This is a genomic window from Microlunatus elymi, from assembly GCF_007362775.1.
Lineage (GTDB): Bacteria > Actinomycetota > Actinomycetes > Propionibacteriales > Propionibacteriaceae > Microlunatus > Microlunatus elymi.
The window spans coordinates 2,190,645-2,215,439 of sequence record NZ_CP041692.1; the positions used below are offsets into that span (position 1 = coordinate 2,190,645).

Annotated in this window: 22 protein-coding genes and 1 pseudogene; 15 read left to right on the forward strand and 8 right to left on the reverse strand. The window is 65.8% G+C overall.

The window, feature by feature from the left end:
• The first annotated feature begins 59 nt into the window (after positions 1-59).
• The 11 genes and pseudogenes from FOE78_RS09835 (at position 60) to FOE78_RS09880 (ending at position 10,658) form a co-directional block, all read left to right on the forward strand.
• The gene (locus FOE78_RS09835; RefSeq protein ID WP_143986129.1) at positions 60-788 is read left to right on the forward strand and encodes a 16S rRNA (uracil(1498)-N(3))-methyltransferase; all 729 of its coding nucleotides are present in this window, start codon (positions 60-62) and stop codon (positions 786-788) included.
• The gene (gene tgt / locus FOE78_RS09840) at positions 785-2,032 is read left to right on the forward strand and encodes a tRNA guanosine(34) transglycosylase Tgt (protein WP_143986130.1); all 1,248 of its coding nucleotides are present in this window, start codon (positions 785-787) and stop codon (positions 2,030-2,032) included. Before FOE78_RS09835 ends, tgt begins: the two co-directional genes overlap by 4 nt.
• Positions 2,033-2,237: 205 nt before the next feature.
• Positions 2,238-3,353: a phosphodiester glycosidase family protein gene (locus FOE78_RS09845; protein ID WP_143986131.1), complete on the forward strand. Its 1,116-nt coding sequence runs from the start codon at positions 2,238-2,240 to the stop codon at positions 3,351-3,353.
• A gap of 224 nt (positions 3,354-3,577) precedes the next feature.
• Complete coding sequence (locus FOE78_RS09850) at positions 3,578-4,102, forward strand: nitroreductase/quinone reductase family protein (protein ID WP_143986132.1); 525 nt, start codon at positions 3,578-3,580, stop codon at positions 4,100-4,102.
• A 30-nt stretch (positions 4,103-4,132) separates the two neighbouring features.
• The gene (locus FOE78_RS09855) at positions 4,133-4,552 is read left to right on the forward strand and encodes a DUF5709 domain-containing protein (RefSeq protein WP_143986133.1); all 420 of its coding nucleotides are present in this window, start codon (positions 4,133-4,135) and stop codon (positions 4,550-4,552) included.
• 328 nt (positions 4,553-4,880) lie between these two features.
• Positions 4,881-5,822 carry a PhoH family protein gene (locus tag FOE78_RS09860; protein WP_143988708.1) on the forward strand — a complete coding sequence of 314 codons (942 nt, stop codon included), beginning with the start codon at positions 4,881-4,883 and terminating at the stop codon, positions 5,820-5,822.
• A pseudogene (gene ybeY / locus FOE78_RS09865) lies at positions 5,819-6,268 on the forward strand (rRNA maturation RNase YbeY); the annotation flags it as partial. The gene FOE78_RS09860 and the pseudogene ybeY, both read left to right, overlap by 4 nt.
• Before the next feature lie 104 nt (positions 6,269-6,372).
• Entirely contained in the window at positions 6,373-7,761 is a 1,389-nt protein-coding gene (locus FOE78_RS09870; RefSeq protein ID WP_143986135.1) for a hemolysin family protein, read from the forward strand.
• On the forward strand, positions 7,758-8,138 hold the full coding sequence (locus FOE78_RS24780; RefSeq protein WP_168207452.1) for a cytidine deaminase: 381 nt from the start codon (positions 7,758-7,760) through the stop codon (positions 8,136-8,138). Before FOE78_RS09870 ends, FOE78_RS24780 begins: the two co-directional genes overlap by 4 nt.
• A complete protein-coding gene (era, locus tag FOE78_RS09875) occupies positions 8,131-9,051 on the forward strand; it encodes a GTPase Era (RefSeq protein WP_168207453.1) in 921 nt (306 codons plus the stop codon). The genes FOE78_RS24780 and era overlap by 8 nt, the downstream gene beginning before the upstream one ends.
• Before the next feature lie 182 nt (positions 9,052-9,233).
• On the forward strand, positions 9,234-10,658 hold the full coding sequence (locus tag FOE78_RS09880) for an MFS transporter (RefSeq protein WP_143986136.1): 1,425 nt from the start codon (positions 9,234-9,236) through the stop codon (positions 10,656-10,658).
• 51 nt (positions 10,659-10,709) lie between these two features.
• On the opposite strand, the gene FOE78_RS09885 is transcribed toward FOE78_RS09880, so the two are convergent.
• Together FOE78_RS09885 and FOE78_RS09890 are read right to left on the reverse strand one after the other, a co-directional pair.
• Positions 10,710-11,705, reverse strand: coding sequence for a GNAT family N-acetyltransferase (locus tag FOE78_RS09885; RefSeq protein WP_168207454.1), 996 nt, complete (start codon positions 11,703-11,705; stop codon positions 10,710-10,712).
• A gap of 96 nt (positions 11,706-11,801) precedes the next feature.
• Positions 11,802-13,493 carry a glycoside hydrolase family 13 protein gene (locus FOE78_RS09890; protein ID WP_143986138.1) on the reverse strand — a complete coding sequence of 564 codons (1,692 nt, stop codon included), beginning with the start codon at positions 13,491-13,493 and terminating at the stop codon, positions 11,802-11,804.
• A 231-nt stretch (positions 13,494-13,724) separates the two neighbouring features.
• On the opposite strand from FOE78_RS09890, the gene FOE78_RS09895 reads away from it, so the two are divergent.
• The 4 genes from FOE78_RS09895 (at position 13,725) to FOE78_RS09910 (ending at position 18,014) form a co-directional block, all read left to right on the forward strand.
• A complete protein-coding gene (locus FOE78_RS09895; protein ID WP_143986139.1) occupies positions 13,725-14,240 on the forward strand; it encodes a hypothetical protein in 516 nt (171 codons plus the stop codon).
• An 88-nt stretch (positions 14,241-14,328) separates the two neighbouring features.
• Entirely contained in the window at positions 14,329-14,823 is a 495-nt protein-coding gene (locus tag FOE78_RS09900; protein ID WP_143986140.1) for a hypothetical protein, read from the forward strand.
• 207 nt (positions 14,824-15,030) lie between these two features.
• The gene (leuA, locus tag FOE78_RS09905) at positions 15,031-16,785 is read left to right on the forward strand and encodes a 2-isopropylmalate synthase (RefSeq protein WP_143986141.1); all 1,755 of its coding nucleotides are present in this window, start codon (positions 15,031-15,033) and stop codon (positions 16,783-16,785) included.
• Positions 16,782-18,014 carry a Gfo/Idh/MocA family protein gene (locus FOE78_RS09910; RefSeq protein ID WP_168207455.1) on the forward strand — a complete coding sequence of 411 codons (1,233 nt, stop codon included), beginning with the start codon at positions 16,782-16,784 and terminating at the stop codon, positions 18,012-18,014. Before leuA ends, FOE78_RS09910 begins: the two co-directional genes overlap by 4 nt.
• A gap of 56 nt (positions 18,015-18,070) precedes the next feature.
• Here FOE78_RS09910 and FOE78_RS09915 read toward each other — a convergent pair whose 3' ends face one another.
• The 6 genes from FOE78_RS09915 to FOE78_RS09940 form a co-directional block, all read right to left on the reverse strand.
• Positions 18,071-18,829, reverse strand: coding sequence for a phosphotransferase (locus FOE78_RS09915; protein WP_143986143.1), 759 nt, complete (start codon positions 18,827-18,829; stop codon positions 18,071-18,073).
• An 84-nt stretch (positions 18,830-18,913) separates the two neighbouring features.
• The gene (locus tag FOE78_RS09920; RefSeq protein ID WP_143986144.1) at positions 18,914-19,711 is read right to left on the reverse strand and encodes an acyl-CoA thioester hydrolase/BAAT C-terminal domain-containing protein; all 798 of its coding nucleotides are present in this window, start codon (positions 19,709-19,711) and stop codon (positions 18,914-18,916) included.
• 345 nt (positions 19,712-20,056) lie between these two features.
• The gene (locus FOE78_RS09925) at positions 20,057-21,385 is read right to left on the reverse strand and encodes a Gfo/Idh/MocA family protein (RefSeq protein WP_228266131.1); all 1,329 of its coding nucleotides are present in this window, start codon (positions 21,383-21,385) and stop codon (positions 20,057-20,059) included.
• Positions 21,386-21,505: 120 nt separating this feature from the next.
• On the reverse strand, positions 21,506-22,420 hold the full coding sequence (locus FOE78_RS09930; protein ID WP_143986146.1) for a carbohydrate ABC transporter permease: 915 nt from the start codon (positions 22,418-22,420) through the stop codon (positions 21,506-21,508).
• Positions 22,413-23,372, reverse strand: a complete 960-nt coding sequence (locus FOE78_RS09935) for a carbohydrate ABC transporter permease (RefSeq protein ID WP_143986147.1) — start codon at positions 23,370-23,372, stop codon at positions 22,413-22,415. Before FOE78_RS09935 ends, FOE78_RS09930 begins: the two co-directional genes overlap by 8 nt.
• A 52-nt stretch (positions 23,373-23,424) precedes the next feature.
• Complete coding sequence (locus tag FOE78_RS09940) at positions 23,425-24,729, reverse strand: ABC transporter substrate-binding protein (protein ID WP_143986148.1); 1,305 nt, start codon at positions 24,727-24,729, stop codon at positions 23,425-23,427.
• Positions 24,730-24,795: the final 66 nt, after the last annotated feature.

The window sequence follows — 24,795 nt, forward strand, 5'->3', positions numbered from 1 at the left end:
GCGTAGTTGGGCTATAACCCAACTACCTTCTGACAACTCGGGAGAGAGAGTGAGGCGTGGTGACCGATCCGGTGTTTCTGGGGGAGTTGGACGACCCGTTACCGGTGGTCGGGTCGTCGGTGCGGCTGGACGGAGCCGAGGGACGTCACGCCGCGACGGTACGGCGGATCGGGCCGGGTGAGTCGGTGGTGATCAGTGACGGTGCCGGCCGTGGCGTACGCGGTCCGGTGACGGAAGCGACCAAATCCGGCATCACCGTACGGGTCGAGCAGACCATGATCGCCGACGAGCCACCGATCAAGATCACCGTGGCCCAGGCACTGGCCAAGGGCGATCGTTCCGACATCGCGCTGGAGATGATCACCGAGCTCGGTGCGACCAAGATCATCCCCTGGCAGGCGTCCCGATCGATCGTCCGCTGGCAAGGGGAGCGAGCGCAGAAATCCCAAGCCAAGTGGGAAAGTACGGTTCGCGAGGCGACGAAGCAGTCCCGCCGGCTGCGGGTGCCGCAGGTGACCGCGATCGCGTCGACCAAGCAACTGGCGACCATGATCGACGATCATGACCTGACGCTGATCCTGCACGAGGAGGCGAAGATCAAGTTCGCCGAGGTGGAGCTGCCGGATGTCGGCAGGATCATGATCATCGTCGGCCCGGAGGGTGGCATCGCTCCGGACGAGTTGGACAGTTTCGTTGTGGCCGGCGGACGGCCGGTGCTGATCAGCGACGGGGTGCTGCGCACCTCGACCGCGGCTGCGGTGGCGATCTCTGGCATCCTCTTGCGGTGACCGAGACCGTGCCGTTTTCCTTCACCCCGCAGGCCGAGCTGCCCGACAGTCAGGGGCGGACCGGCGTGATTCACACCCCGCACGGTGACATCTCCACCCCCGCCTTCACCCCGGTCGGCACCAAGGCCACCATCAAGGCGGTGCTGCCGGAGTCGATGGCAGAGTTGGGCGCGCAGGCGCTGCTGGCCAACGCGTACCACCTGTTTCTGCAGCCGGGATCGGACATCGTCGACGAGGCGGGCGGGCTCGGAGTCTTCATGAACTGGCCGGGTCCGACCTACACCGACAGCGGCGGCTTCCAGGTGATGAGCCTCGGCAGCGGGCACAAGAAGGTGATCTCGATGAACCTGCCCGGCTCGACCGACCGGCCGCAGGAGGTGTTCTCGTCGTCGGGCAAGTCCGGCAAGCTGGTCAAGATCGACGACGACGGCGTCACCTTCACTTCGCACATCGACGGTTCCAAGCATCGCTTCACCCCGGAGATCTCGATGCGGATCCAGCACCAGCTCGGCGCCGACGTGATGTTCTGCTTCGACGAACTGACGACGCTGTCCGACCCGCGGGAGTATCAGGAGTTGTCGCTGGACCGGACGCTGGCGTGGGCGCAGCGCTGCCTGGACGAGCACGTCCGGCTGACCGCCGAACGCAGCCACCGTCCGTACCAGGCGCTCTTCGGCGTGGTCCAGGGTGCGCACTACGAGGACCTCCGCCGGAAGGCGACCCGTGATCTTGTCGCGCTGCGATCGGCCGATGATCAACAACGCCCGTTCGACGGCTACGGGATCGGCGGTGCGCTGGAGAAGGAGAACCTCGGCACCATCGTCGGCTGGGTCTGCTCCGAACTGCCCGCCGAAGCTCCCCGGCATCTGCTCGGCATCTCCGAACCCGACGACTTCTTTGCTGCCGTTGAGAACGGCGCCGACACCTTCGACTGCGTCTCGCCCGCGAGAGTGGCCCGCAACGCCGCTCTCTACAGCCGTGACGGCCGATTCAACGTCAACACCGCGGCGAACCGGCGCAACTTCGCACCCGTCGACGAGGACTGCGACTGCTACACCTGCACCCACTACACCCGGGCCTACCTGCATCACCTGTTCAAGGCGCACGAGATGCTGGCCAACACGCTGGCCACCATCCACAACGAACGCTTCATCGTGCGGTTGGTCGACGACATCCGCGGTGCCATCGCGGGCGGCTACTTCGCCGACTTCAAGATCGAGTTCCTCGGCCGCTATTACGGCTGACCCGCTGCCGGCGATCGACACGTCCGTTGGCGGGCGGTTCGACCGCGATGTGACCGTCCTGAGAGTCCGTCCGCCGGGGACGTGAACTACTACATACTTTGTCGTAGCTTGGTGGTTCGGTAGCCAGGAGATCGCTGGAGGCGGAGGACTCGTGTCGGCTCGATCCGCTCGTCACGGTGCTGCAGTACGGCGTCGGTCGCGCGCGGTGCGGATCGGCGCGATCGTCCTGGTCGTGCTGTTGCTCTTTCCGGTCGCCTCGCTGGGCCGGGCGCTGACGGAACCGGGAGCCGCCCCGTTGACCGTACGCACGGTCGATTGGGTTCGTGATCACGGCGGCGGCCCGATCGTCGATGCGATCGAGAACTGGTTCTACAGCCGTCATCATGCCGCCGACGTGCCGCCGACACCGTCGGAGCTTCCGGTCGCACCGAGAACCGATCGGCCCGACTGCGCCGGACGGTCGGCCTGCCGACTCGGGCCTCCGCCCGGCATCGTGCCGGTGTCGCCGGCGCTGCATCCGTTGCCCGCCGAGGGTCGCTGGCGTTTGGGACGGTTGTCCGCTTCGGGCAAGCCGGCGATGTGGACGACGTACTTCCGGCCCCAGCCGCGCTATCCCGGCATGCTGGCGGCGGTCGCCGAATTTCCCCGCGGTCGCACTACCGCTCATCTGGTCGCCGGCACGATCGAACCTGGGGTTGGGCATTGGCCCGGCTCGGCGTCGGTGCCCGCGCGGCAGGTGCCGAGTCTGGTGGCGATCTTCAACGGTGGTTGGCGTTTCCGCGATGCGCGCGGCGGCTTCATGATCGGCGACCGTGCGGATCCGCCCATGATCAACGGGTTGGCCACCGCGGTGATCACCGAGAGCGGTCAGCTGCAGGTGCGACGCTGGAGCAGCGGCGCACGTCTGCCGGACATCGCCGCGGCCCGGCAGAATCTGCACCTGATCGTGGATCACGGGCAGCCGGTCGCCGGCCTGAGCCGAGACAATGGCGACTTGTGGGGTAGCGCGCACAACCAACTCCAGTACACCGCTCGCACCGGACTCGGTGTCGACGCCGCGGGCGACGCGATCTTCATCGCCGGCACCAACATGAACCTCACCGGACTCGCACTCGCGTTCCAGAAGGTCCACGCGATCACCGCGATGGAACTCGACATCCATCCCTCGATCACCTTCTTCACTGCCTGGAAACCCGATCCGCGCGGGATCAATCGGCCGACCAAGCTGTTGCCGACGATGCATCGCTCGCCCGACCGATTCCTGAAACCCGACCAGCGGGACTTCTTCTACCTCACCCTTCCCGGCCCGAAGGTGAGCTGAGCCGGGTCGATGGTGCCTGCGGAAAGTGCGAAAAACGTAGGACGGGATGGCATCAAACCCAGGAAATCGGGGTGTTCATACCATCCAGACCGACGTTCTTACCGGTCCGCGTGTCGCTCCGGCCTTCGGGTGTGCCCGGTGACACGTGGGTAAACCTGGATCCGGGGGTAAACAGCTGGGGGAGGGCCGCGGACAACCGACGCGCCGCTCGTACGGTGATCGACATGGACGAACCGGATCTGGTCGCTAAGAGCGCCGGATATCAACATCTGCCAGGGAGGCGGAGCAAGCTGATGAACAGCGTGGTGCCGACAGTGGTCAAGGCCTTCTTCATGGTCGTGCTGCACACTCCGCTGCATCCGCTGCTGAGCAGCCGCTGGGCCTCGCTGGAGTTCACCGGGCACAAGACCGGGAAGGTCTATCACACGCCGATCGCGTACTTCCGCGACGGCGATCGGGTCTACATCACCACCGGTTCTCGCTGGTGGCGCAACCTGCGCAACGGCGCCCAGGTGCGGCTGCTGATCCGGCTCAAGGCGTACGTGGGCCACGCCGAGGTGATCGCCGACCCGGCCGAGGCCGCTCGCCGGCTGCGCCAGATCCTGGACGCGGTCCCGCAGCTGGCCTATCCCGGCGACGTACGCATCGTCAACGGCACAGTCAGCGATGCCGAACTCGACCGAGTGATCGCAGCCGGCCGGAAGGTGATCGAGATCAGGCTCGATCGCAATCCAGACCGGGCGTCGTGATCGTGACCGACCCATGGCAGGCTGACGCCCATGAGTGATCGCAACCTCGACCCGAATGAATACGACGAGGTGCCCGACGCGTCGGAACAGCTGGACCAGATCCAGCCCGACGACTCGTTGGAGGACCGCGGCGTCGACGACGTGCTGGACGAGGGCCTGACCACGCCCGAGCGCTGGTCCGTGCTCGAACGTCACGGCGACCACGAAACGCTGGACCAGCGGCTGTCGGAGGAACAAGCCGACGACACCGAGGAGGACGAGGACGCCGAGTACGACGATTTCCTCGACGACGGTGAGGTGGGTAGCCAACGCGCCGGTCGCCTGGTCGATCCCAACGGCGGCTCCGGCGAAGACGACGAGTCCGAGCTGTACGGGACCGATGTCGGCATCGACGGCGCCGCCGCCAGCGCTGAAGAGGCGGCCGTCCACGTCGTCGACGACGACCGCTGATCGCTCCTGGAGCCGGTCGGGGAGTGGCGATGAGATTTGTCTACGCGTCGGCCGGGTCGGGGCGTTTCCGGTCGAATCCGGGCAACGCGTAGACAGAAATCATCGTCCGCCGGCCGCGTAATGGCTTGGGCTGGTGACTGCTGCATCACTAGACTCCAAGCATCATTCCCGGACCGGATGCGAGGAAGTTCTGAGTAGCACACAGCGATCGGCCGCCGCGACGACAACAGATGCGACCCAGTTGGCCGGCGCCGCCCCCGTTGGCGCGGGCGAGGAGTCGGATCAAGGACGCGACGCGCGGAAGGTCACGATCCCGACATCGATCAACATGGTCAGCGTGCTCGGGCCGGGAGACGCATTCCTGCGCATCCTGGAACGCGACCTGGCTGCCGACATCCACGTACGCGGCAATGAGATCACCCTCAGCGGCGATCCGTCCGCGACCGCGATGGGAGCCGACGTACTCGGCGAGATCGTCACCATCGTCAGGACCGGGCAGGGCATGACAGCCGACGGCGTCGAACGACTGGTCGGCATGATCGCCGATCGCGAGGACGCCCGGCCGTCGGATGTGCTGACGCACAACATCCTGTCCAGCCGCGGCAAGACGATCCGGCCCAAGACGCTGAACCAGAAGCGCTACGTGGACGCGATCGACAAGCACACCGTGGTCTTCGGCATCGGCCCGGCCGGCACCGGCAAGACCTACCTCGCCGTCGCCAAGGCCGTCCAGGCGCTGCAGAACAAGGACGTCAACCGGATCATCCTGACTCGGCCGGCGGTCGAGGCCGGCGAGCATCTGGGCTACCTGCCGGGAACCCTGAGCGACAAGATCGATCCCTACCTGCGGCCGCTGTACGACGCGCTGCACGACATGGTCGATCCGGAGTCCATCCCGCGGCTGCTGACCTCGGGCACGATCGAGGTCGCGCCGCTGGCCTACATGCGCGGACGCAGCCTCAACGACGCGTTCATCATCCTGGATGAGGCGCAGAACACGTCGATGGAACAGATGAAGATGTTCCTGACCCGGCTCGGCTTCAACTCCAAGATGGTGGTCACCGGCGACATCACTCAGGTCGACCTGCCCGGTGGCACCCGCAGCGGTCTGCGGGCGGTTCAGAACATCCTCGACACCGTCGAGGACATCGCCTTCTGCAACCTGACCAACCACGACGTCGTCCGCAACAAGCTGGTCGGCCGGATCGTCGCCGCCTACGACAAGTTCGAGGCGCGGAATCCGAGCCCGTCGAACGGGAGCCGACGATGACGGTGGAGATCAACAACGAGTCCGGTCTGGAGGCCGACAGTACGGGCTTGGTCCGGCTCGCCGAATTCGCCCTGTCCCAGTTGCGGATCCATCCGCAAGCCGAGTTGTCGATCTTGCTGGTGGACACCGACACGATGTCGGCCTACCACGAGAAGTACATGGGCGAGCCCGGCCCGACCGACGTGCTGAGCTTCCCGATGGACGAGCTGCGGATCCCGGCCGACGACGACGAACCGCCGATCGGTCTGCTCGGCGACATCGTGCTCTGCCCGGCCGTGACCAGCAAGCAGGCAAAGGAAAACGGCCGTACGCCGGATGCCGAGGCCGAATATCTGCTCGTCCACGGACTGTTGCACCTGCTCGGGTTTGATCATGCCGAGCCGGAGGAGAAGGCCGAGATGTTCGGCCTCAAGGACAAGTTGTTGGCGCGGTGGGATGCCGAGCGTGGCACCGCCGTGCACGGCCCGTCCGGTACGACCCCGCGGCCGGGGACCGGCCCGTCGGATCGCACCGCGTCGAGCCAAGCACGTACCCACCCGGCTGGTTGATCATGACGAGTCACGACTGGTTCGGGCTGGCCATCGCGTTGATCTTGGTGATCATCGCCGGCCTGCTCGCCGCGGCCGAGTCCGCGTTGCACTCCTTCTCCCGATCACGCGCCGAACGGCTGCTGGAAGAGGGCCGGCCGGGCGCCGCCCGGGTGCAACAGATCATGGAGGACCCGCCGCGCTACCTGAACACCGCACTGCTGCTGCGTACGGTGTTCGAGATCTGCTCGATCGTGCTGGTCGCGTTGGTCGTCTTCGGCGAATTCTCCGCCACCTGGTCGCGGATGCTGGTGGCCGCCGGCAGCATGATCGTGATCAGTTTCATCTGCTGGGGCGTCGCCCCGCGCACCATCGGCCGGCAGCACGCCGACCGGATCGCGGCGGCGGTGGCCGGTCCGCTGGTCAAGATCACTGCGGTGCTCGGCCCGCTGCCGAAGTTGTTGATCATGATCGGCAACGCGCTCACGCCCGGTAAGGGATTCCGCGAGGGCCCGTTCTCCACCGAGGCCGAGTTGCGCGAGATGGTCGACCTGGCCGAGGCCAGTCAGCTGATCGAGTCCGGCGAGCGGGAGATGATCCACTCCGTCTTCGAGCTCGGCGACACCATCGTCAAGGAAGTGATGGTGCCGCGGACCGACATGGTCTACATCGAGGACAACAAGACGCTGCGGCAGGCGATGTCGCTGTGCCTGCGGTCGGGTTTCAGCCGGATACCGGTGATCGGTGACGGACTGGACGACGTGGTCGGCGTGCTCTACCTGAAGGACGTGATCCGGCGGGTGTACGACTACCCCAAATCGGAAAGCACCGAGAAGGTCAGCCAGTTGATGCGCAAGCCGGAGTGGTGCCCGGACTCCAAGCCGATCGACGAACTGCTGCGGGAGATGCAGCTCAAACGCAGCCACCTGGTGATCGTGGTGGACGAATTCGGCGGTACTGCGGGGATGGCCACGATCGAGGACATCCTGGAGGAGATCGTCGGCGAGATCACCGACGAGTACGACCAGGAGAACACCGACATCACCGAGCTGGGCGAGGGCCGCTATCGGGTCTCCAGCCGGCTGCCGATCGACGAGCTCGGCGAACTGTTCGGCCTCGAGCTGGACGACGAGGATGTGGAGACCGTCGGCGGTCTGATGGCCAAGCAGCTGAACAAGGTGCCGATCGCCGGCGCCGTGGTCAAATTCGCCGGGCTGGAATTGGTCGCCGAGCGTTCCACCGGCCGGCGGAACAAGATCGGCACTGTGGTGGTCGGCCTGCTGGACGCCGAGTCGGACGAGGGCGAGGATTCCGATGCCGGTGACGAGAACCGTACGATGGCTGCCGCCCGGATCGCCGCGAACTCCAAGACGACCGAGACCACGTCCGTCGACACAGCAAAGGCATCATGACCGATCGCACCGATCCGGAGCCGCTCGAGAGACCGAGCGAACCCGAGGATCTCAAGATCATCACCCTGGCTCGTTCCGCTCTGGCCCGCTCCGCCAACGCCCAGTCCGGCCAGGGCGCCTGCCTGCGGGACACCGACGGCCGCACGTACGCCGGCACTCGAGTTGATCTTGATCATCTGAAGCTGTCCGCGATCCAGGTCGTCGTCGCGATGGCGGTCTCCTCCGGTGCCCTCGGCGTCGAGGCGGTGGCGGTGGCCGGCACCGGGCCGAGTGAAGATGATCTTGCTCTGATCGCCGATCTGCCGGGCGAACAGGTCACCGTCTGGCTGACCGACGGCCAGGGCACGGTTCAGGATCGGATCGACATCGATGACTGACTTCCGGTCCGGCTTCGCCTGCTTCGTCGGCCGGCCCAACGCCGGCAAATCGACGCTGACCAACGCGCTGGTGGGGACCAAGATCGCGATCGCGTCGTCCAAACCGCAGACCACCCGGCACGCGGTCCGGGGCATCGTCAACCGCGACGACGCCCAGTTGGTGCTGATCGACACCCCCGGATTGCACAAACCGCGGACGCTGCTCGGTGAGCGGCTCAACGACCTGGTCCGGGAGACCTGGTCCGAGGTCGACGTGATCGGGGTCTGCCTGCCGGCGAACCAGAAGATCGGCCCCGGCGACAGCTACCTGGTGGGCGAGATCGCGCAGCTGCCGAACCGGCCGCGGCTGGTCGCGATCGCCACCAAGGCCGATCTGGTCAAGTCCGACCGGATGGCCGAACATCTGGTCCGGATCCAGGCGCTGGAGTCCGAGTTGGGCATCGAGTGGGCCCACATCGTGCCGGTGTCCGCGGTGGCCGGCGAGCAGTTGGACGTGCTCTGCGACCTGCTGGTTGAGCAGTTGCCGACCGGCCCGCAGCTCTACCCGGACGGTGAGATCTCCGACGAGCCGGAGGAGCAACTGGTCGCCGAGTTGATCCGCGAGGCCGCGCTGGAAGGCGTACGCGATGAGTTGCCGCACTCGATCGCGGTCGAGATCGACGAGATGGGGTTGCGGCCGGATCGTCCCGAGGACAAGCCGTTGCTGGACGTGTACGCGTCGATGATCGTCGAGCGCGAGTCGCAGAAGGGCATCGTGATCGGCCACCAGGGCAGCCGGCTGAAGGAGGTCGGCCAGTCCGCCCGGCGGCAGATCCAGGCCATCCTGGGCACCCCGGTCTACCTCAATCTCAAGGTCAAGGTGCTCAAGGACTGGCAGCGCGACGCGAAGCACCTCAATCGCCTCGGCTTCTGAAACGCCGGTCCGGCGCTGGCCCCGGAAACCTCCTGGTGACATGCTGAGGAGAGCCACTCCTGGCGCCATGCCGCGATCGGGACCGGCCGGGCCGTCCCGGACCGGCCGCTGATCGGGTACTCGGGGCGCACGGCGTGCCCGAGCGGCCGGAATGTTCGACAGCGACGAGGAAGGCGTGGTTCATGTTCGGGCCGCAGAACGTCCGTAAGAGGTGGCGCGTCGACGAGATCACCATCACCAAACCCGACGTGATCAAACGGGCCATCGGAGCTGCTGCCATCGGCAACATCACCGAGTGGTACGACTTCGGTGTCTACGGCTACCTGGCGACCACCATCGACAAGGTGTTCTTCCCCAATCAGAGCGGGGCAGTGGCTGCGGTGTTGACCGCGGCGCTGTTCGCGGTCGCCTTCCTGGTCCGGCCGTTCGGCGGCATGTTCTTCGGACCGTTGTCGGATCGGATCGGCCGGAACAAGGTGCTGGCGATCACCATGATCATGATGGCGCTGGGTACGTTCTGCATCGGCCTGGTGCCCTCGTACGCCGCGATCGGCCTGGCCGCACCGTTCCTGTTGCTGGCCTGCCGATTGGTGCAAGGCTTCTCCACCGGCGGCGAGTACGGCAACGCGATGACCTTCATCGCCGAGTACGCACCCGATCGGCGGCGCGGATTCCTCGGCAGCCTGCTGGAGGTCGGGACCTTCACCGGCTACCTGCTCGGCGCCAGCATCGCCACCGTGATGACCGCGGTGCTCAGTGATCAGCAGATGCTGTCCTGGGGTTGGCGGCTGCCGTTCTTCGTCGCATTGCCGCTCGGCCTGATCGGCGTCTACCTGCGGACGAAGCTGGCCGACACTCCCGCGTATCTCCAACTGGAGAAGGAATCCGAGCAGTCGGAGCAGCAGAAGGCGAAGGAACCGGGCGAGTTCAAGAAGATCTTCAAGCTGTGGCCGAACATGCTCGCCTGCATCGGTCTGGTGCTCGCCTGGAACGTCACCAACTACATGCTCACCGCGTACATGCCGACGTTCTTCTCCGAGATGGCCGACATCACCGGCAAGTCGACGGTCAGCGATGTGGCCTCGGAAGTGCTGCAGATCATCGTGATGGCGGTCTGTCTGGTGTTGATTCCGATCATCGGCAAGCTGTCCGACCGATTCGGCCGCAAGATCATCGTCCGGGCCGGTTCGGCGGCCTTGATCGTGTTGGCGATTCCGTCGATGTTGTTGATCACCAACGACTCGCTGGGCAGCATCCTCGGTGGCTTGTTGATCATGGGGCTGAGCCTGATCTGCTTCAGTGCGACGATGCCGTCGACGCTGCCGTCGTTGTTCCCGACGGCGGTCCGGGCCGGCGCGTTGTCGATCGCCTTCAACATCTCGGTTTCGTTGTTCGGCGGCACCACCTCGACGGTGATGAGTGCGCTGGTCGGCGCCACCCACAATCTGATGTGGCCGGCGTACTACCTGATGGCGGCCGGCGTGATCGGCTTCATCGCCATCCACCGGGTGCCGGAGACCAACGGCCGTCCACTCTGGGGTTCCACCCCGGCCGCCTCATCCCGCGAGGAGGCCAAGGAGTTGGTGGAGGAGCTGGCGTCCCACTGACTTGTCAGCCTGACAAGGCGCCAGAGCGCTTTGTCAGGCTGACAACTCGCCTCAGAGGGCCAGTTGGTAGGAGTCGAAGATGCGGGACAAGCGGTAGCCGATCGCCTCGTTGACGTTGATCATGTAGCTGTTGTCGGCGTTGTTCCAGGTCTCGATCCGCTCGATCTGCGGCTCCGCGTCGGCCATCCAGCGCATCATCTCGATCTTGAGCAGCATGCCGAGCCGGTGCCCGCGATGATCACGATGGACGGCGGTGTCGTACTGGTTTCCGAACGTCGGCTGGCTGGGCTGCACCATCATCACCGTGTGGCCGCCGACCACGCCGGTATGCCGGTGCCGGGCGAAGATCCGATAGATGCGTTCGCCCTTCTGCTGGCCGGCGTACTCGAAGTCCTTCAGCCGCTGAAGATCGAACTTCTCGGGTTCGAATTCGAGTTCGCCCATCGGCGCGTCGTTGATCGCCGCGGTGACCTCGATCAGCTCGGCGAGAAGTTGATCATCGGTCGGCACCTGGGTGCGAACCACCTCGTAGTCGGCGGCCGCCTGCCGGGCTTCGGCATACAGCGCAGCGACGTGGTCTTGATCGACCTTGGACGGCCACTGATAGCGCCGGGCATCGTGGCTGGCATAGCTGAAACCGTGCTGCTTGAGGAAGGCTGCGGCGCCGTCGTCGTCGGCGGCGCAGCCCAGCCAGACGGTACGTCGGCCGAGCTCGCGGGTCTGCCGCAGGAGCTCCGCCAGCATCGCGCTGCCGTGGCCCTGCCGACGCTGGTCGGGATGCACCGTGATCCCGCCGGTGACCAGATGCAGATTGTCCCGCTTGGGCACGCCGACATTGAGGACTCCGACCGGGTCGTCGTCCTCGCTCGGCCGATAGAGGTAGCGCTGATCGGGCTCCAGATCCCAGCCGTAGCGCAGCCAGCCTGCCGTCAGCTCCGGAGTGCCGGCAGGCGACTCCGGGTCATCGACCGCCTGGGCCGCGTTGCCGAGGTCGGTGAGCACGGCGACGGCCGCGGCGTCGTCCGGTCGTACGAGTTGGAATCCCATGGCACCAGCCTGCATCCCGGGTGGCGTCCGGTCCACGGGTTTTGCAGGATTGGCACCGACGCCTCGTCAGGCCGGCAGAACGCGCCGCGGCGACGGTTACTCGGGCGTCTTCACCCAGGCACCCGCATACGCCGGCAGGTCCCGATCGGTGCGTTCGGTGATGATCAACAACTCGCCGTCGGGCAGCGGCACCGGGATGTCGCCGAAGTTGGTGATCGAGACCCAGCCGCCCGGCCGGCGGAAGGCCAGCACCTGATCCTCGGCGTCCAGCCACTCCAGTTCCTCGGCACCCTGCAGCCGGTGCCGCAACTCCATCGCCCGGCGATAGAGCTCCAGGGTCGAGCCCGGCTGGTCGGACTGCAGCTGTACGGCGTAGCGGCCGAACCACTCCGGCTGCGGCAGGTGTGAAGGTCCGGGCCCGAATCCGTACGACGGTCCGTCGACGGTCCACGGCAGCGGCACCCGGCAGCCGTCCCGGCCGACATCCTCCCCGCCGGTGCGAAAGAAGGTCGGGTCCTGCCGCTGGTCGTCCGGGATCTCGGCGACCTCCGACAGCCCCAACTCCTCACCCTGGTAGAGATATGCGCTGCCCGGCAGCGCGAGGGCCATCAGGGTTGCCGCGCGGGCCCGTTTGAGGCCGACCTCGAGGTCGACGCCGTCGGCCGGGCCGCCGGCGCGCAACCATTCCCGTCCGGCCGACGGCGACCACGGATCCTCCGCATCGTTCTGCGCGATCAGACCGAACCGGGTGACGTGCCGGACCACGTCGTGGTTGGAGAACACCCAGGTGCTGGATGCGCCGGACTGCCGAGCAAGATCAAGATTCTCGGTGATGATCGTGCGGAACCGGTCGGCGTCCCACGGCGCCTGCAGCAGATCGAAGTTGAACGCCTGTCCCAGGCTTTCCGGGTGCGCGTATCGGATCCGCCGGTGCGCCGGCACCCAGGCCTCGGCGACCGCCGCCAACGGCGGTGCGTAGCTGTTGAACAGGCGGCGCCATTCGGCGTAGATCTCGTGCACCTCGTCGCGATCCCAGATCGGGTGCGCGCCCTCCGGGAAGCTCGTTCCGTCCTCCAGATCGGCTCGACTCGGCAACTCGTCGGGCAGGTCCTTGGTCAGCGCGTGGGCCACGTCGATGCGGAAGCCGTCGACGCCTCGGTCGCCCCAGAACTTCAACGTGGCAAGGAAATCGGTGCGTACGTCCTCGTTCTGCCAGTTCCAGTCCGGCTGCTCGGGCGCGAACAGGTGCAGATACCACTGGCCGTCGGGCACTCGGGTCCAGGCCGGGCCGCCGAAGATCGACTGCCAGTCCGACGGCGGCAGTTCACCGTCGGCACCGCGGCCGTCCCGGAAGATGTAGCGGTCGCGCTCCGGCGAGCCGGGTCCGGCAGCGACGGCCTGTTCGAACCAGGCGTGCCGGTTGGAGCTGTGATTCGGCACGATGTCGATGATCAACTTGATCCCGGCCGCATGCAGCCGTTCGACCATCGCATCGAATTCGGGCAACGTGCCGATCCGCGGATCGATGTCGCGGTAGTCGTCCACGTCGTAGCCGCCGTCGGCCAACGCCGACGGATAGAACGGGCTCAGCCAGACGGCGTCGATGCCGAGCCGCTCCAGGTAGTCGATCCGGGAGATGATTCCCTGCAGGTCACCGATGCCGTCGCCGTTCGCGTCGGCGAAGCTGCGTGGGTAGATCTGATAGACGACCGCCTGCCGCCACCAGTCGGCGTCTGGGCCGTTCGGATCGGTGTTGGTTACGTCCTGGACGGGCTGAGTTGTGGTCATGTCGTGAGCTGCTCCGGTCGTGACGAGATTGCTGATGCCCGTCAGCGTACGAGTGGTTCGACGCTGCCGTGAATCGGGGACTGAGCGGGCACCGGGCACAAGCGCATCTTGGGTGTTCTGCGCAAGCCTTTTGAGCCTGATCGAAAGACGGTCCGGACGCCCGAGATCTGTTGCAGGCTTGCCGAGTCCCGCGACAACGCGGGCGCAAGGGGTCAGAAGGGAATGATCAAGATGAAGAACCGCACACTCGGACGTCGGGTAGCGGCAGCGGTGACCGGAGCCGCCCTGGTGGCCGGATCGGTGATCAGCATGACCGCACCGGCGCAGGCCTACAACCCGGATCCTTCGGTGAAGTCGATCAAAGTGAACACGTCCGGCTGCGGCTGCCGGCTGAACGACCCGTTCGACGACACCTACTTCGAGAAGGACGCCGGCGGCACCGGCCTGAAGATGGAACTGCGCAAGGACGGCTGGTACGTCGGCAAGGTCGAATTCCACCCGGCGGACGAAATCCTGTACTTCTACGACACCAGGAACGACGGCGACGGCTACTACGGGATCCTGCGCTGGTTCAACACCGACAACAACCGCTGGGTCACGATCTACTTCGCGCCGCCGTCCACCTCCAAGGTCGTCGACCAAGATCACTACAACCTCGACATCCCGGAGGGCAAGAAGGTCTACATCGAGTTGTACGACAACAGCTCTCGGACCGACTTCATCAAGAGCGCAACGGCCGTCGCCTGAGCCTCCATCCCAAGTCTTCTCCCGTCAGATCTCCGCCGCCGCATCGCAGCCGACGGCGGAGATCTCCAATCAGGAAAGGAAAGCAGCCATGTCAGGATCACGACGAGTTGCTCGCCGGATCGCCACGGCCGCGGTCGGGACCGGCCTGGTAGCCGGATCCGTACTCGCGCTCACCTCGCCGGCACAGGCGTACAGTCCGAACCCGGACGTCAACACGATCAGGCTGTCCACCAACTCCAGCCACCAGCTGGACGACCCGGTCGACGGCACCTACTTCAAAAAGGACACCGGCGGCACCGCGGTCAAGATCGAACTTCGGCACCAGGGCAAGTACGTCGGCAAGATCGAGTTCCACCCGTACGGCGAGCTGCTCTACATCTACGACACCCGGGCCGACGGCGACAGCTTCTACGTCAAGGTGCAGAGCCCACACGCCGAAATGCTGAGGCTGAACCCGATGATGGGCAGCAACGGTCTGCTGGTGAAGAACCTGAGCTACGGCGAGGGCGATCCGGTCTACCTGACCGTCTACGACAGCACCTACGACCGGGATCAGATCGCCGTCGCCACCGGCATCGCCTGATTCTGAGTCTGGACCGGCATCGGATCCCTACGGATTCCGGCCGGGACCCGGGTTGGCGCCCGGGCCCGGCCGGGTCTAATGTGTGCTTCGTGGCATTCAACCTGCTCCTCCTTCGCTGCCGCAGCGAGGCCCACTAAGGGCCGGCCTCCTCGCTGCGGAGTCTGTCGTGCTCCGGCCCGCCAAGGGACTCAACAGCAGCGAGGAATCATGAGCAGCACCACCCCCACCGACGGCGTACGACGTACCGGCCCGTCCATCACCACCCAGCAGCCGAGCCCGATGCCCTTTGGCCGCTATCGCGCCTTCACGCCGGTCGATCTGCCCGATCGGACCTGGCCGAACAAGACCATCACCAAGGCCCCGCGCTGGTTGTCCACCGACCTCCGCGACGGCAATCAGGCGCTGATCGATCCGATGACGCCGACACGCAAGATGCGGATGTTCGAGCTGCTGGTGCGGATGGGCTACAAGGAGATCGAGGTCGGCTTCCCGTCGGCCAGCGAGACCGACTTCAGCTTCGTACGCCAGTTGATCGAGCAGGACAAGGTGCCCGAGGACGTCACCATCTCGGTGTTGACCCAGGCCCGTGAGGACCTGATCGAACGCACCACCGAGTCGCTGATCGGCGTGCATCACGCCAACATCCACCTCTACAACGCCTTGGCGCCGCTGTTTCGGCGGGTGGTGTTCCGCGCCAGCAAGGACGAGATCAAGGACATCGCCGTCCGCGGCACCCAGATGGTGATGAAGTATTCCGAGGCCAATCTGGCCAAGACCGAGATCGGCTACGAGTACAGCCCCGAGATCTTCACCAACACCGAGTTGCCGTTCTCCGCCGAGGTCTGCGAGGCGGTGTCCGACGTCTGGCAGCCGGCCGACGGCCGGGAGATCATCCTGAACCTGCCGGCGACGGTGGAGTCGGCGACGCCGAACGTGTACGCCGACCAGATCGAGTGGTTCATCCGGCAGTTGACCCGGCGCGAGGTGACCACGGTCAGCCTGCATCCGCACAACGATCGCGGCACCGCGGTCGCGGCGACCGAGTTGGCCGTGATGGCCGGCGCCGACCGGGTCGAGGGTTGCCTCTTCGGTCACGGCGAACGGACCGGCAATGTTGATCTTGTCACCCTGGGCATGAACCTGTTCAGCCAAGGAGTGGATCCCAAGATCGACTTCTCACGCCTAGACGAGATTCGTCGGACGGTGGAGTACTGCACCAACCTCCCCGTCGGTCCTCGACATCCCTGGGCCGGCGAACTGGTCTACACCGCCTTCTCCGGCTCCCACCAGGACGCGATCAAGAAGGGCTTGGAGGATCTGGAGAAGAAGGCCGCCGAGCAGGGGATCGGGATGCACGAGATCGATTGGGAGGCGCCCTACCTGCCGATCGATCCCTTCGACGTCGGCCGGACCTACGAGGCCGTGATCCGGGTCAACTCGCAGTCCGGCAAGGGCGGCGTCGCCTACATCATGAAGAGCGAGCATCAACTCGACCTGCCGCGTCGGCTGCAGATCGAATTCTCCCGAGTGGTACAGGCGCAGACCGACGAGGAGGGTGGCGAGCTCAGCCCGGCCCAGATCGGCGAGGCCTTCACCCAGACCTACCTGGAGCAGCACGATCCGCTGGACGTGGTCAGTGTCACCAACCGGACCGGGACCGACGGTCGGACCGAGCTGGAGGCGACCGTTCGTGATCATGGTCGGGAGGTGACGATCAGTGGTGAGGGCAACGGCCCGGTGTCCGCCTTCGTCGACGCCATCGCGGGCCTCGGATATCGTGTCCGCGTGCTCGACTACCACGAACACGCGCTCAGTCAGGGCGGCGATGCACTGGCTGCGGCGTACGTCGAGTGCGAGGTCGGCGACGGTGCGGATGCCCAGGTTGTGTGGGGTGTCGGCCGCGACGCCAACATCGTGTCCGCATCGCTCAAAGCCGTTGCAGGAGCCGTGAACAGAGCGTGACCACCAATCAAGATCATCGGGACTCGGGACCGGACTCCGGCAAGGGTCCTGAGCATGTCGAAGGACCACAAGCTGAACCGGTCCGGATCGCCCTGGCCGGCGCCTCCGGTTTCGGCCGGGTGCACCGCCGCAACCTGGAACGGCTGGCCGCCGCCGGTCGTGCGCAGTTGGTCGCGGTCGCCGATCCGGCCGGCCGGCCCGATGATCTTGATCCGGCGATCGCCTGGTACTCGTCGTTGGACGAGCTGTTGCCGAACGAAAATTGCGCGGTGGTGATCATCGCCACCCCGATCCAAACCCATGCACCGTTGGCCGAGTTGGCGTTGCGGGCCGGCAAACACGTGTACCTGGAGAAGCCGCCGGTCGCTTCGATGGCGGACTTCGATCGGGTGGTCGCGCTGCTGGAAGAGACCGGGTTGAGCTGTCAGGTCGGCTTCCAGGCACTCGGCTCGCACGCGTTGGCCCGGATCGCCGGGTTGATCGCCGAGGGTGCGATCGGCGAGCCGAAGTTGATCACCGGGTACGGAGTCTGGTCGCGGACGGCGGCCTACTTCGGGCGTTCGGCGTGGAGCGGCAAGCGGCGACTCGGCGACGCGGTGGTGTCGGACGGCGTGGCCACCAACGCGCTGGCGCACTCGGTCGCCCAGGCGCTCCGGGTGGCCGGTGTCGACGATCTTGATCGGATCAGGAGCGTGCGCACCGAGCTCTACAAGGCCAACCTGGACAACGAATCCGACGACACCACCTGGATCCGGGTGGAGGCCGACGGCGCGCTGCCGATCAGCATCGCGCTCACGCTGTGCGGCCCCGGCAACGATCAGCCGCCGATGGTCAGTGTGATCGGCGACCAGGGCCGGATCGATCTTCGGTACACCACCGACCTGCTCACCGTCGACCGCGGCGCCGGACCGGGGGATCCGGGGCAACTCGGCCGGACGGATCTGACCGAGAACCTCCTTGATCATCTCGCCGACGGCACCCCGCTGATCTCGCCGTTCGTCGGCCACGGACCGTACATGGCTGTGCTGGAAGCGATCCAGTCCCATCTGCCGGCGCCGTTGACCGACGGTGTCACGGTGGAGGGCAGCGGCCCGGACGCACACCCGGTGATCAAGGACATCGAGCACTGGGCCCGGGAGGCAGCCGATTCCGGCACCGGCTTCACCGCCGTCGGCGCCCCGTGGGCGACCCAGGCCGCCGTCGCCGACTGGTCCCCGCAACACTCCTGACGCGAGCGCATTGATCGGGTGAGAAACGTACCGACGACGGTGCGATTTTCACCCGATCAGAGTCTGAGCGCCCCTCTGACCATCGTTCGGATCACCTCGTCCACGGGCCAACGCATCTCGGCCTTGTCCCAGTCGATGACGGCGGAAACCTCCTCACCGTCGAAGAACAGATTGGTCTCCTGATAGTCGCCGTGGATCATCTGAAGTCGGTCGGCTGCGACCGGACGCCAGTCGACGGTTGGCCCGGTGGACAGCCAGTTGATCTTGCTCTGCAGGTGCTCTCGAGCCCACCTGTCCTGCTCGGTCTGATCACTCCGCGACTCGACCTCCTCCAGCAGCGACGTGATCTTCGCCGGCGCGGCGTCCAGCGTCTCGCTCCGCAGCTGCGAACTCGGCGGCTCGGTGGGGAAGTCCTCGAACGCTCGATGCAGCAGAGCCAGTGTCCGTCCCATCGCGCCGGCGTGGCCGGCCGTCAGGTCGTCCTTGCCGAGCTGGGTGCCGTTGGCGAACTCGAAGAGCGAAAAGAACACCCCGTCACGGTTCACGACGATCGACCCATCCGCAGTCGGGATCGCCGCTGGAGCAGGGATCTGCCGTGCTCGTGCGTGCGCGATCACCGCGTGCTCATGATCGACCTGCTCACGCAGCCGGCGCCGATGCCGCCGCAGTACCACCCGTCGTTGCTCGGTGGTCACGATGAAGGTGTCGTTCATGGTGCCGGAGGTCGCGCGCGTCATCGAGATCGCCGGCTCCAGCTGCCAGCACGCCAGCACCGGCTTGGCCTCGACCACTCCGACTTGATCAGCTGAGGTCACCGCACGACTGTAACGGAGCACGGACGTCGCTCTCGGTGATCAGCGTCGAGCCGCGCCACCGGGGTCGTGGGTTGCGGACCGGGATCAGCGGAGGTTCAGGGCGGCGGTGAGATGCTGCCAGGCGCGGCGTCCGAGTTCTGCATCGGCCCCGGGCGTGCCGCCGCGCAGCATCGTCTGCCCGCCTCGCACGATCGGCTCTCCCGGCAATACGGTCCGGTGGCCCGCGGTCGGATGGCTGATCACGGTGGTCTCAAGATCGTGGTCGTGACGGCGGCGCGCGATCCGCCCGGCGAAGTCCACCGACGGCCAGACCTGATCATCGCCGCCGGCGACCAAGATCAACTCTCCGCGGATCTTCTCCACCGGAAGGCTCGCTTCATCGACCTCGGCAGGATGCGCAGCCAGGCTCGCCGCGTACAGATCACGAAATGCCGGCGGCTGCTCGGTCGGCCACGCATCCCGAACCAGCGGCACGTAGGGGACTGGGTGTCCGGCGCGGGTCCAGTGTGACGTCTCCCGGTCGCCGTCCCAGCCGCCCCACACCACCGAGGTCGGCGCAAACGCCACCGTGGCGGTGATCCGTACGTCGTCGGCGGCGATCAGCAGGGCCGCCTCGGCGCCGAACGAGGTTCCGATCACCGCCAGCCGATCGCACTCGAGGGCCAGCAGGTCCAGCGCGTCCGCGAACAACTCCAGCGGCACCTCGTACGGCCCGGGCTGCAGTCCCGGCCCGCCGAACCACCGCAGCGGCCGCACGGTCGCACCGTGCCGAGCCAGCAACTCGGCTCGACCATGATCAATTCGCCCGCTGGATCCCGCCAGCAGCAGCACCCCGATCCCGACGGGATCGTCGGGATGCACCACCTCCGCCGGCAAGATCATCACCGCACTCTAACCTCGTCGCCATCACCGAGTCGGCAGCAGCGGGAGTCGGTCGCCCGTTGCGGTCACTGTCCAGCACGAGTTGGGTTCGGTCCGTCTGTTGCGTGCGTTTCCGGTCCAGCGGCGCTTGTTCGGATCCGAGGAGGTTCTGGTGGCGAGAAGTGGTTTATGGGTGCGCGAACTCCTGCGATTTCGCGAGCGTCCTGTTCGACTCGAGCCGCTCTCGCCGTCCGAACCTTGAAACGCCGGCATCCTTCGCGAACACAATCCCCCGCGCAAAGTGCATTCGGAGCCGGTTACGCCCGGAATCGCACATTGCGCGGGGGACTGTGTTCGCGAACCTGATCAGCGGGAGAGGTCGACTCCCAGCTTCAGGTCGTCCAACGTCACCGGCCGTCCGGTGGCGAGCGACTCGTTGCCCATCATGCCGACGGAGATCGAACGCAGGCCGTCCTTGTAGTCGGACGGGCGTTCCAGCGGGTCGTCGCCCGGACCCTGGAAGACGTCCTTGAGCAGCAGCACGTCGCCACCGCCGTGACCGCCCGCGCCCTCGGTGATCTCGATCTCCTGAGCCGGCTGCCAATGTCGTTGCAGGGTGAGCTTCTGGCCACCGTGCCGGCCGGCGTCCTCGGGCAGCGCGCTCGGGTCGACGATCACGTTGCCGTCGTCATCGGTGAGCACGGCGGCGCGTTCGATCACCTCCAGCTCGGCGCGGCCCTCGGTGCCGTTGACCGCGACCCGGTAGCCCTCCCACGGGGAGTGCGCGTTCAGCGCGTACGACAGGGTCGGCCCGCCGGCGTAGTCGACGATCACCGCCAGGTTGTCCTCGGTGCTGACGCCGGGACCGAACACGTCCTGGTCACGCCGGTAGCCGTCGTAGGACTCGTTGTCGTAGTAGAGCGCCTTCAGCTTCTCGTCGGTACGAAGATCAAGTTCCCACGGGCTGTGCGGTCCGTCGTGGGTGCCGCGCTCGGCCCGATCGGGCAGCGCCCGGGCCGGAGCGTTCTGATCGCCGTAGAACCGGACCCCGCCGCGGGCGTACACCTGCTGAGGTACGTCGGCGATCCACCAGTTGACCAGGTCGAAGTGATGCGAGGCCTTGTGGATCAGCAGTCCGCCGGAGTTCTCCTTGTTGCGGTGCCAGCGGCGGAAGTAGTCGGCGCCGTGGGCGGTGTCCAGCACCCACTCGAAGGTGACCGACAGGGGAGTGCCGATCCGGCCGGACTTGATCAACTCCTTCAACGCACTGTTACGCGGGGAGTAGCGGTAGTTGTGCGTGACCACGACCTGCTTGCCGGTCCGCTCGACCGCCTCGACGATCCGGCGGGCCGATTCCGGGTTGATCGTCAGCGGCTTCTCCACCACCACGTCGACACCGGCGTCCAGGCCGCGGACGATGTAGTCGGCGTGCGTGTAGTCGGGGGAGGTGATGATCACTCGGTCGGCCTGCTGATCGGCGATCACCTTCTCAAGATCATCTCCGGAGCCGGTGATGATCTTGGAGGTGTCCAGTCCGGCGTCGGCCAGCCGGCCCAGGTGATACTCGACCCGGCCGGGGTTGCTGTCCAGCAGACCGACCAGTTCGGCATCGGCGGCATGATCACCGGTGATCGCGGACAGGTACATCTGCACCCGGCCACCGGCTCCGACGACGACATAACGTCGCTTGCTCACGGGATTCCCTTTCTCAGAAATTCGCTTGGGCCCGCGTTCCCGCGCAGGTTCGGTGCTCCGGCGCAAGCTGGAACCTGCGCGGGAGCGCCGAGGGTGCGCGCGAGCGGATGTGGCGTCAGCTCACTTGATGCCGGTGGTGGAGATGCCCCTGATCAGGTACTTCTGGCCGAAGAGGAAGATCAGGAAGACCGGGATCAGGGTGAGGATGGACATGGAGAACATGCCGCCCCAGTCGCTGCCGCTGGTCGCGTCGAGGAACTGCGACAGCGCGACCGGGCTGGTGTACTTGTCCGGCGAGGTCAGGTAGATCAGTGCGCCGAAGAAGTCGTTCCAGGTCCAGATGAAGGTGAAGATCACCGTGGTGGCGATCGCCGGCACCATCAGCGGCAGCATGATCCGGGAGAAGATCCGCCAGTGACCGCAGCCGTCCAGCCGGGCGGCCTCGTCCAGCTCGCGCGGGATGCCGCGGATGAACTGCACCATCAGGAACACGAAGAACGCGTCGGTGGCCAGGAACTTCGGCAGGATCAACGGGATGAACGTGTTCACCCAGCCGATGTTGTTGAAGATGATGTACTGCGGCACGATCACCACATGGATCGGCAGCATCAGCGTCATCAGCATGATCGCGAACCAGAGCGTACGACCGCGGAACTTCAACCGGGCAAAGGCGTACGCGGCCAACGCACACGACATCACGTTGCCGAGGATCGCCCCGATCACCACGATCGCGGAGTTGATCAGGTAGTGCCCGAACGGCGACGAAAGGGCGTTCCAGCCGCGGATGTAGTTGTCGATCGTCGGGTGGGTCAGCCACAGCCCCGGTGAACGGAAGATCAGATTGTTCGGCCGGAACGAGCTGACGATCAGCCACAGCAGCGGATAGATCATCAGCAGCCCGACGGCGATCAGCAGGGTGTGCTTGATCGTGGACCTGATCCGCGAGCGGACCAGATAGCGACGGTGCGCTGCGGCATGGGCCGCCTCGAACGTCGACGCCTGCTCGCGCGGGTTGGTGGTCAGCGTCTCAGTCATCGTAGAACACCCAATACTTGGAGGCGAAGAAGTTGATGGCGGTGAAGATCGAGATGATCACCAGCAGCACCCAGGCCATCGCCGAGGCGTAGCCCATCTGGAACTGGCCGAATCCCTTCTGGTACAGGTAAAGCGTGAAGAACATCGTCGAGTCGGACGGACCGCCGGTGCCGCCGGAGACGACGAACGCCTGGGTGAAGGACTGGAAGGCGCCGATGATCTGCAACACCAGGTTGAAGAAGATGATCGGCGACAGCATCGGCAGGGTGATCTTGGCGAACCGGTGCCAGCGGGTGGCGCCGTCGACGGCGGCGGCCTCGTAATACATCTCCGGGATCTGCCGCAGTCCGGCCAGGAAGATCACCATCGGTGACCCGAACGTCCATACGTGCAACAGGATGATGGTGCCCAGCGCGTACTTCGGGTCGGAGATCCAGCCGATGGTGGAGTGGATACCGATCGCGTTCAGCGCCTGGTTGACCAGGCCGTCGGTGCCGAACATCTGCCGCCACAGCACCGCGATCGCGACCGAGGAGCCGAGCATCGACGGCAGGTAGAAGATCGACCGGTAGAACGACAGCGCCCGCATGCCCTTGTCCAGCAGCACCGCGATCGCCAGCGCCAAGATCAACTGCAGCGGTACGCCGACGAACACGTAGATGAAGGTGACCTTCAACGAGTGGATCAGCCGGTCGTCGTGCAGCATCCGGGTGAAGTTCTCCAGCCCGACCCACTGCGGCGCCTGGATCATGTTGTAGTCGGTGAACGACAGATACAACGAGATCAACATCGGCCCGATCGTGATCACGATCAGACCGACCAGCCACGGGAGAAGGAAGAGATAGCCGGCCTTGTTGTCCCGGCCCTCCTCCTTCGCCCGTGCGCGACGTTCCTCCTTCGTGCGCAGGCGTGGGCCACGCTTCAGTGAACTCAGTTCCGAGATTGCGCTCATGGTGTGACTGTTACCTACTCCCGCGGAGGGTGCTTACCGGTGACGCTGGAAACTACGACGCCTGCTGGATGTTGGAGTTGACCTCGTCCACGAACTTGGTGGCCGCGTCGTTGATGTTGATCCGGCCGAACAGCAGGTCGGTCTGGTAGCGGTTCAGCACGTCACCGAGATTGCCGGCGCCGGGCGGCGGGGCGACCGGGGTGTCGCCGAGCTCGGGCTTGATGTCGGCGATGAACTGCGCCGCGACCTTGCCGGTGTCGGTCAACTTCGGTGTGATCTCCTTGACGATCTCGGTGTTGGCCGGCAGGCCCCGCTCGTCCAGGTTGATGTTGGCTGCCTCGGTGCTGTTCACCCACCAGTCGATCAGCTTGCCGGCAGCCTCCGGGTACTTCGTCCGGCTGGAGGCCGACCACAGCATCGACGCCTTGTACCACGCCTTGCGATCGGCCACGTTGCCGGTCATCGTCGGGTAGCGCAGCATCTTGATCTCGCTGCCGACCGATTCGGTGACCGTGGTGAGCTGGTTGCTCCAGTTCAGCGCGATGCCGACCTTGCCGGTGGCGAACATGTTCTGGTCGGTGGACTTGCCCTGATCCTCGCTGATCGCCGAGGCGCCCGGGATCGCCTTCGCCTTCTCGAAGTCCAGCATCATCTGCAGGTACGGGATGATGTCCTGCGCGGTGAAGCCGAGCTTCCCGTCGGCGGTGTACTCGTCCTTGCCGTTCTGCCGAAGCCAGGCCTGCAGCAGGTTGTCGCTGAACAGGCTGGCGCTGCCGAAGGTGCCGGACGGGGACTTCTTGGTGACCTCGGCCGCGATGGCCTTGTAGTCGTCCCAGGTCCAGGTCTTGTCGTCGGGGATGTCGACCCCGGCAGCCTTGAAGACCTTCGGGTTGACCATGAACGCCAGGCTGTTGATGCCGGCGTTGATGCCGACCAGCTTGCCGTCGACCTTGCCCGCATCCACCGTACCGGCCTGGAACTTGTCGGTGTTGACGTACTTGCTCAGGTCGAGCAGGGCGCCCTTGGTGCCGTACTCGCTAATGTAGGCCATGTCCATCTGGATGATGTCGGGCGCGTTGTTCGCCGCGGTCTGGGTGGCCAGCTTGTCCCAGTAGCTCGACCACTCGCCGGGCTGGGCCTTGATGGTGACCTTCGGGTTGGCCTTCATGTAGGCAGCGATGGCTGCGTTGGTGTTCTTGTTGCGTACGGGGTTTCCCCACCATCCGAACGCGAGGGTTGCGGTGCCGTCTCCGGAGTCGGAGCCGCCTCCCGAATTGCTGCAGGCAGAGAGCCCGACTGTCGATGCCGTCGCGGCCAGGGCCGCACCGGTCAAGAACTGCCTTCTGCTGATGGACATGTACGGCGACCTTCCACGTTGAGTGAACCGCTTTCCGAAGCAAGGTAAGCGAGCAGTGACCTTTTG

What these genes read in the sequence shown, in the direction of transcription:
- FOE78_RS09850 (WP_143986132.1), top strand. Translation starts at nt 3,578, where the DNA reads ATGGACGAACCGGATCTGGTCGCTAAGAGCGCCGGATATCAACATCTG.
- FOE78_RS09855 (WP_143986133.1), top strand. Translation starts at nt 4,133, where the DNA reads ATGAGTGATCGCAACCTCGACCCGAATGAATACGACGAGGTGCCCGAC.
- FOE78_RS09860 (WP_143988708.1), top strand. Translation starts at nt 4,881, where the DNA reads ATGGTCAGCGTGCTCGGGCCGGGAGACGCATTCCTGCGCATCCTGGAA.
- FOE78_RS09870 (WP_143986135.1), top strand. Translation starts at nt 6,373, where the DNA reads ATGACGAGTCACGACTGGTTCGGGCTGGCCATCGCGTTGATCTTGGTG.
- FOE78_RS24780 (WP_168207452.1), top strand. Translation starts at nt 7,758, where the DNA reads ATGACCGATCGCACCGATCCGGAGCCGCTCGAGAGACCGAGCGAACCC.
- era (WP_168207453.1), top strand. Translation starts at nt 8,131, where the DNA reads ATGACTGACTTCCGGTCCGGCTTCGCCTGCTTCGTCGGCCGGCCCAAC.
- FOE78_RS09880 (WP_143986136.1), top strand. Translation starts at nt 9,234, where the DNA reads ATGTTCGGGCCGCAGAACGTCCGTAAGAGGTGGCGCGTCGACGAGATC.
- FOE78_RS09885 (WP_168207454.1), bottom strand. Translation starts at nt 11,705, where the DNA reads ATGGGATTCCAACTCGTACGACCGGACGACGCCGCGGCCGTCGCCGTG.
- FOE78_RS09890 (WP_143986138.1), bottom strand. Translation starts at nt 13,493, where the DNA reads ATGACCACAACTCAGCCCGTCCAGGACGTAACCAACACCGATCCGAAC.
- FOE78_RS09895 (WP_143986139.1), top strand. Translation starts at nt 13,725, where the DNA reads ATGAAGAACCGCACACTCGGACGTCGGGTAGCGGCAGCGGTGACCGGA.
- FOE78_RS09900 (WP_143986140.1), top strand. Translation starts at nt 14,329, where the DNA reads ATGTCAGGATCACGACGAGTTGCTCGCCGGATCGCCACGGCCGCGGTC.
- leuA (WP_143986141.1), top strand. Translation starts at nt 15,031, where the DNA reads ATGAGCAGCACCACCCCCACCGACGGCGTACGACGTACCGGCCCGTCC.
- FOE78_RS09920 (WP_143986144.1), bottom strand. Translation starts at nt 19,711, where the DNA reads ATGATCTTGCCGGCGGAGGTGGTGCATCCCGACGATCCCGTCGGGATC.
- FOE78_RS09930 (WP_143986146.1), bottom strand. Translation starts at nt 22,420, where the DNA reads ATGACTGAGACGCTGACCACCAACCCGCGCGAGCAGGCGTCGACGTTC.
- FOE78_RS09935 (WP_143986147.1), bottom strand. Translation starts at nt 23,372, where the DNA reads ATGAGCGCAATCTCGGAACTGAGTTCACTGAAGCGTGGCCCACGCCTG.
- FOE78_RS09940 (WP_143986148.1), bottom strand. Translation starts at nt 24,729, where the DNA reads ATGTCCATCAGCAGAAGGCAGTTCTTGACCGGTGCGGCCCTGGCCGCG.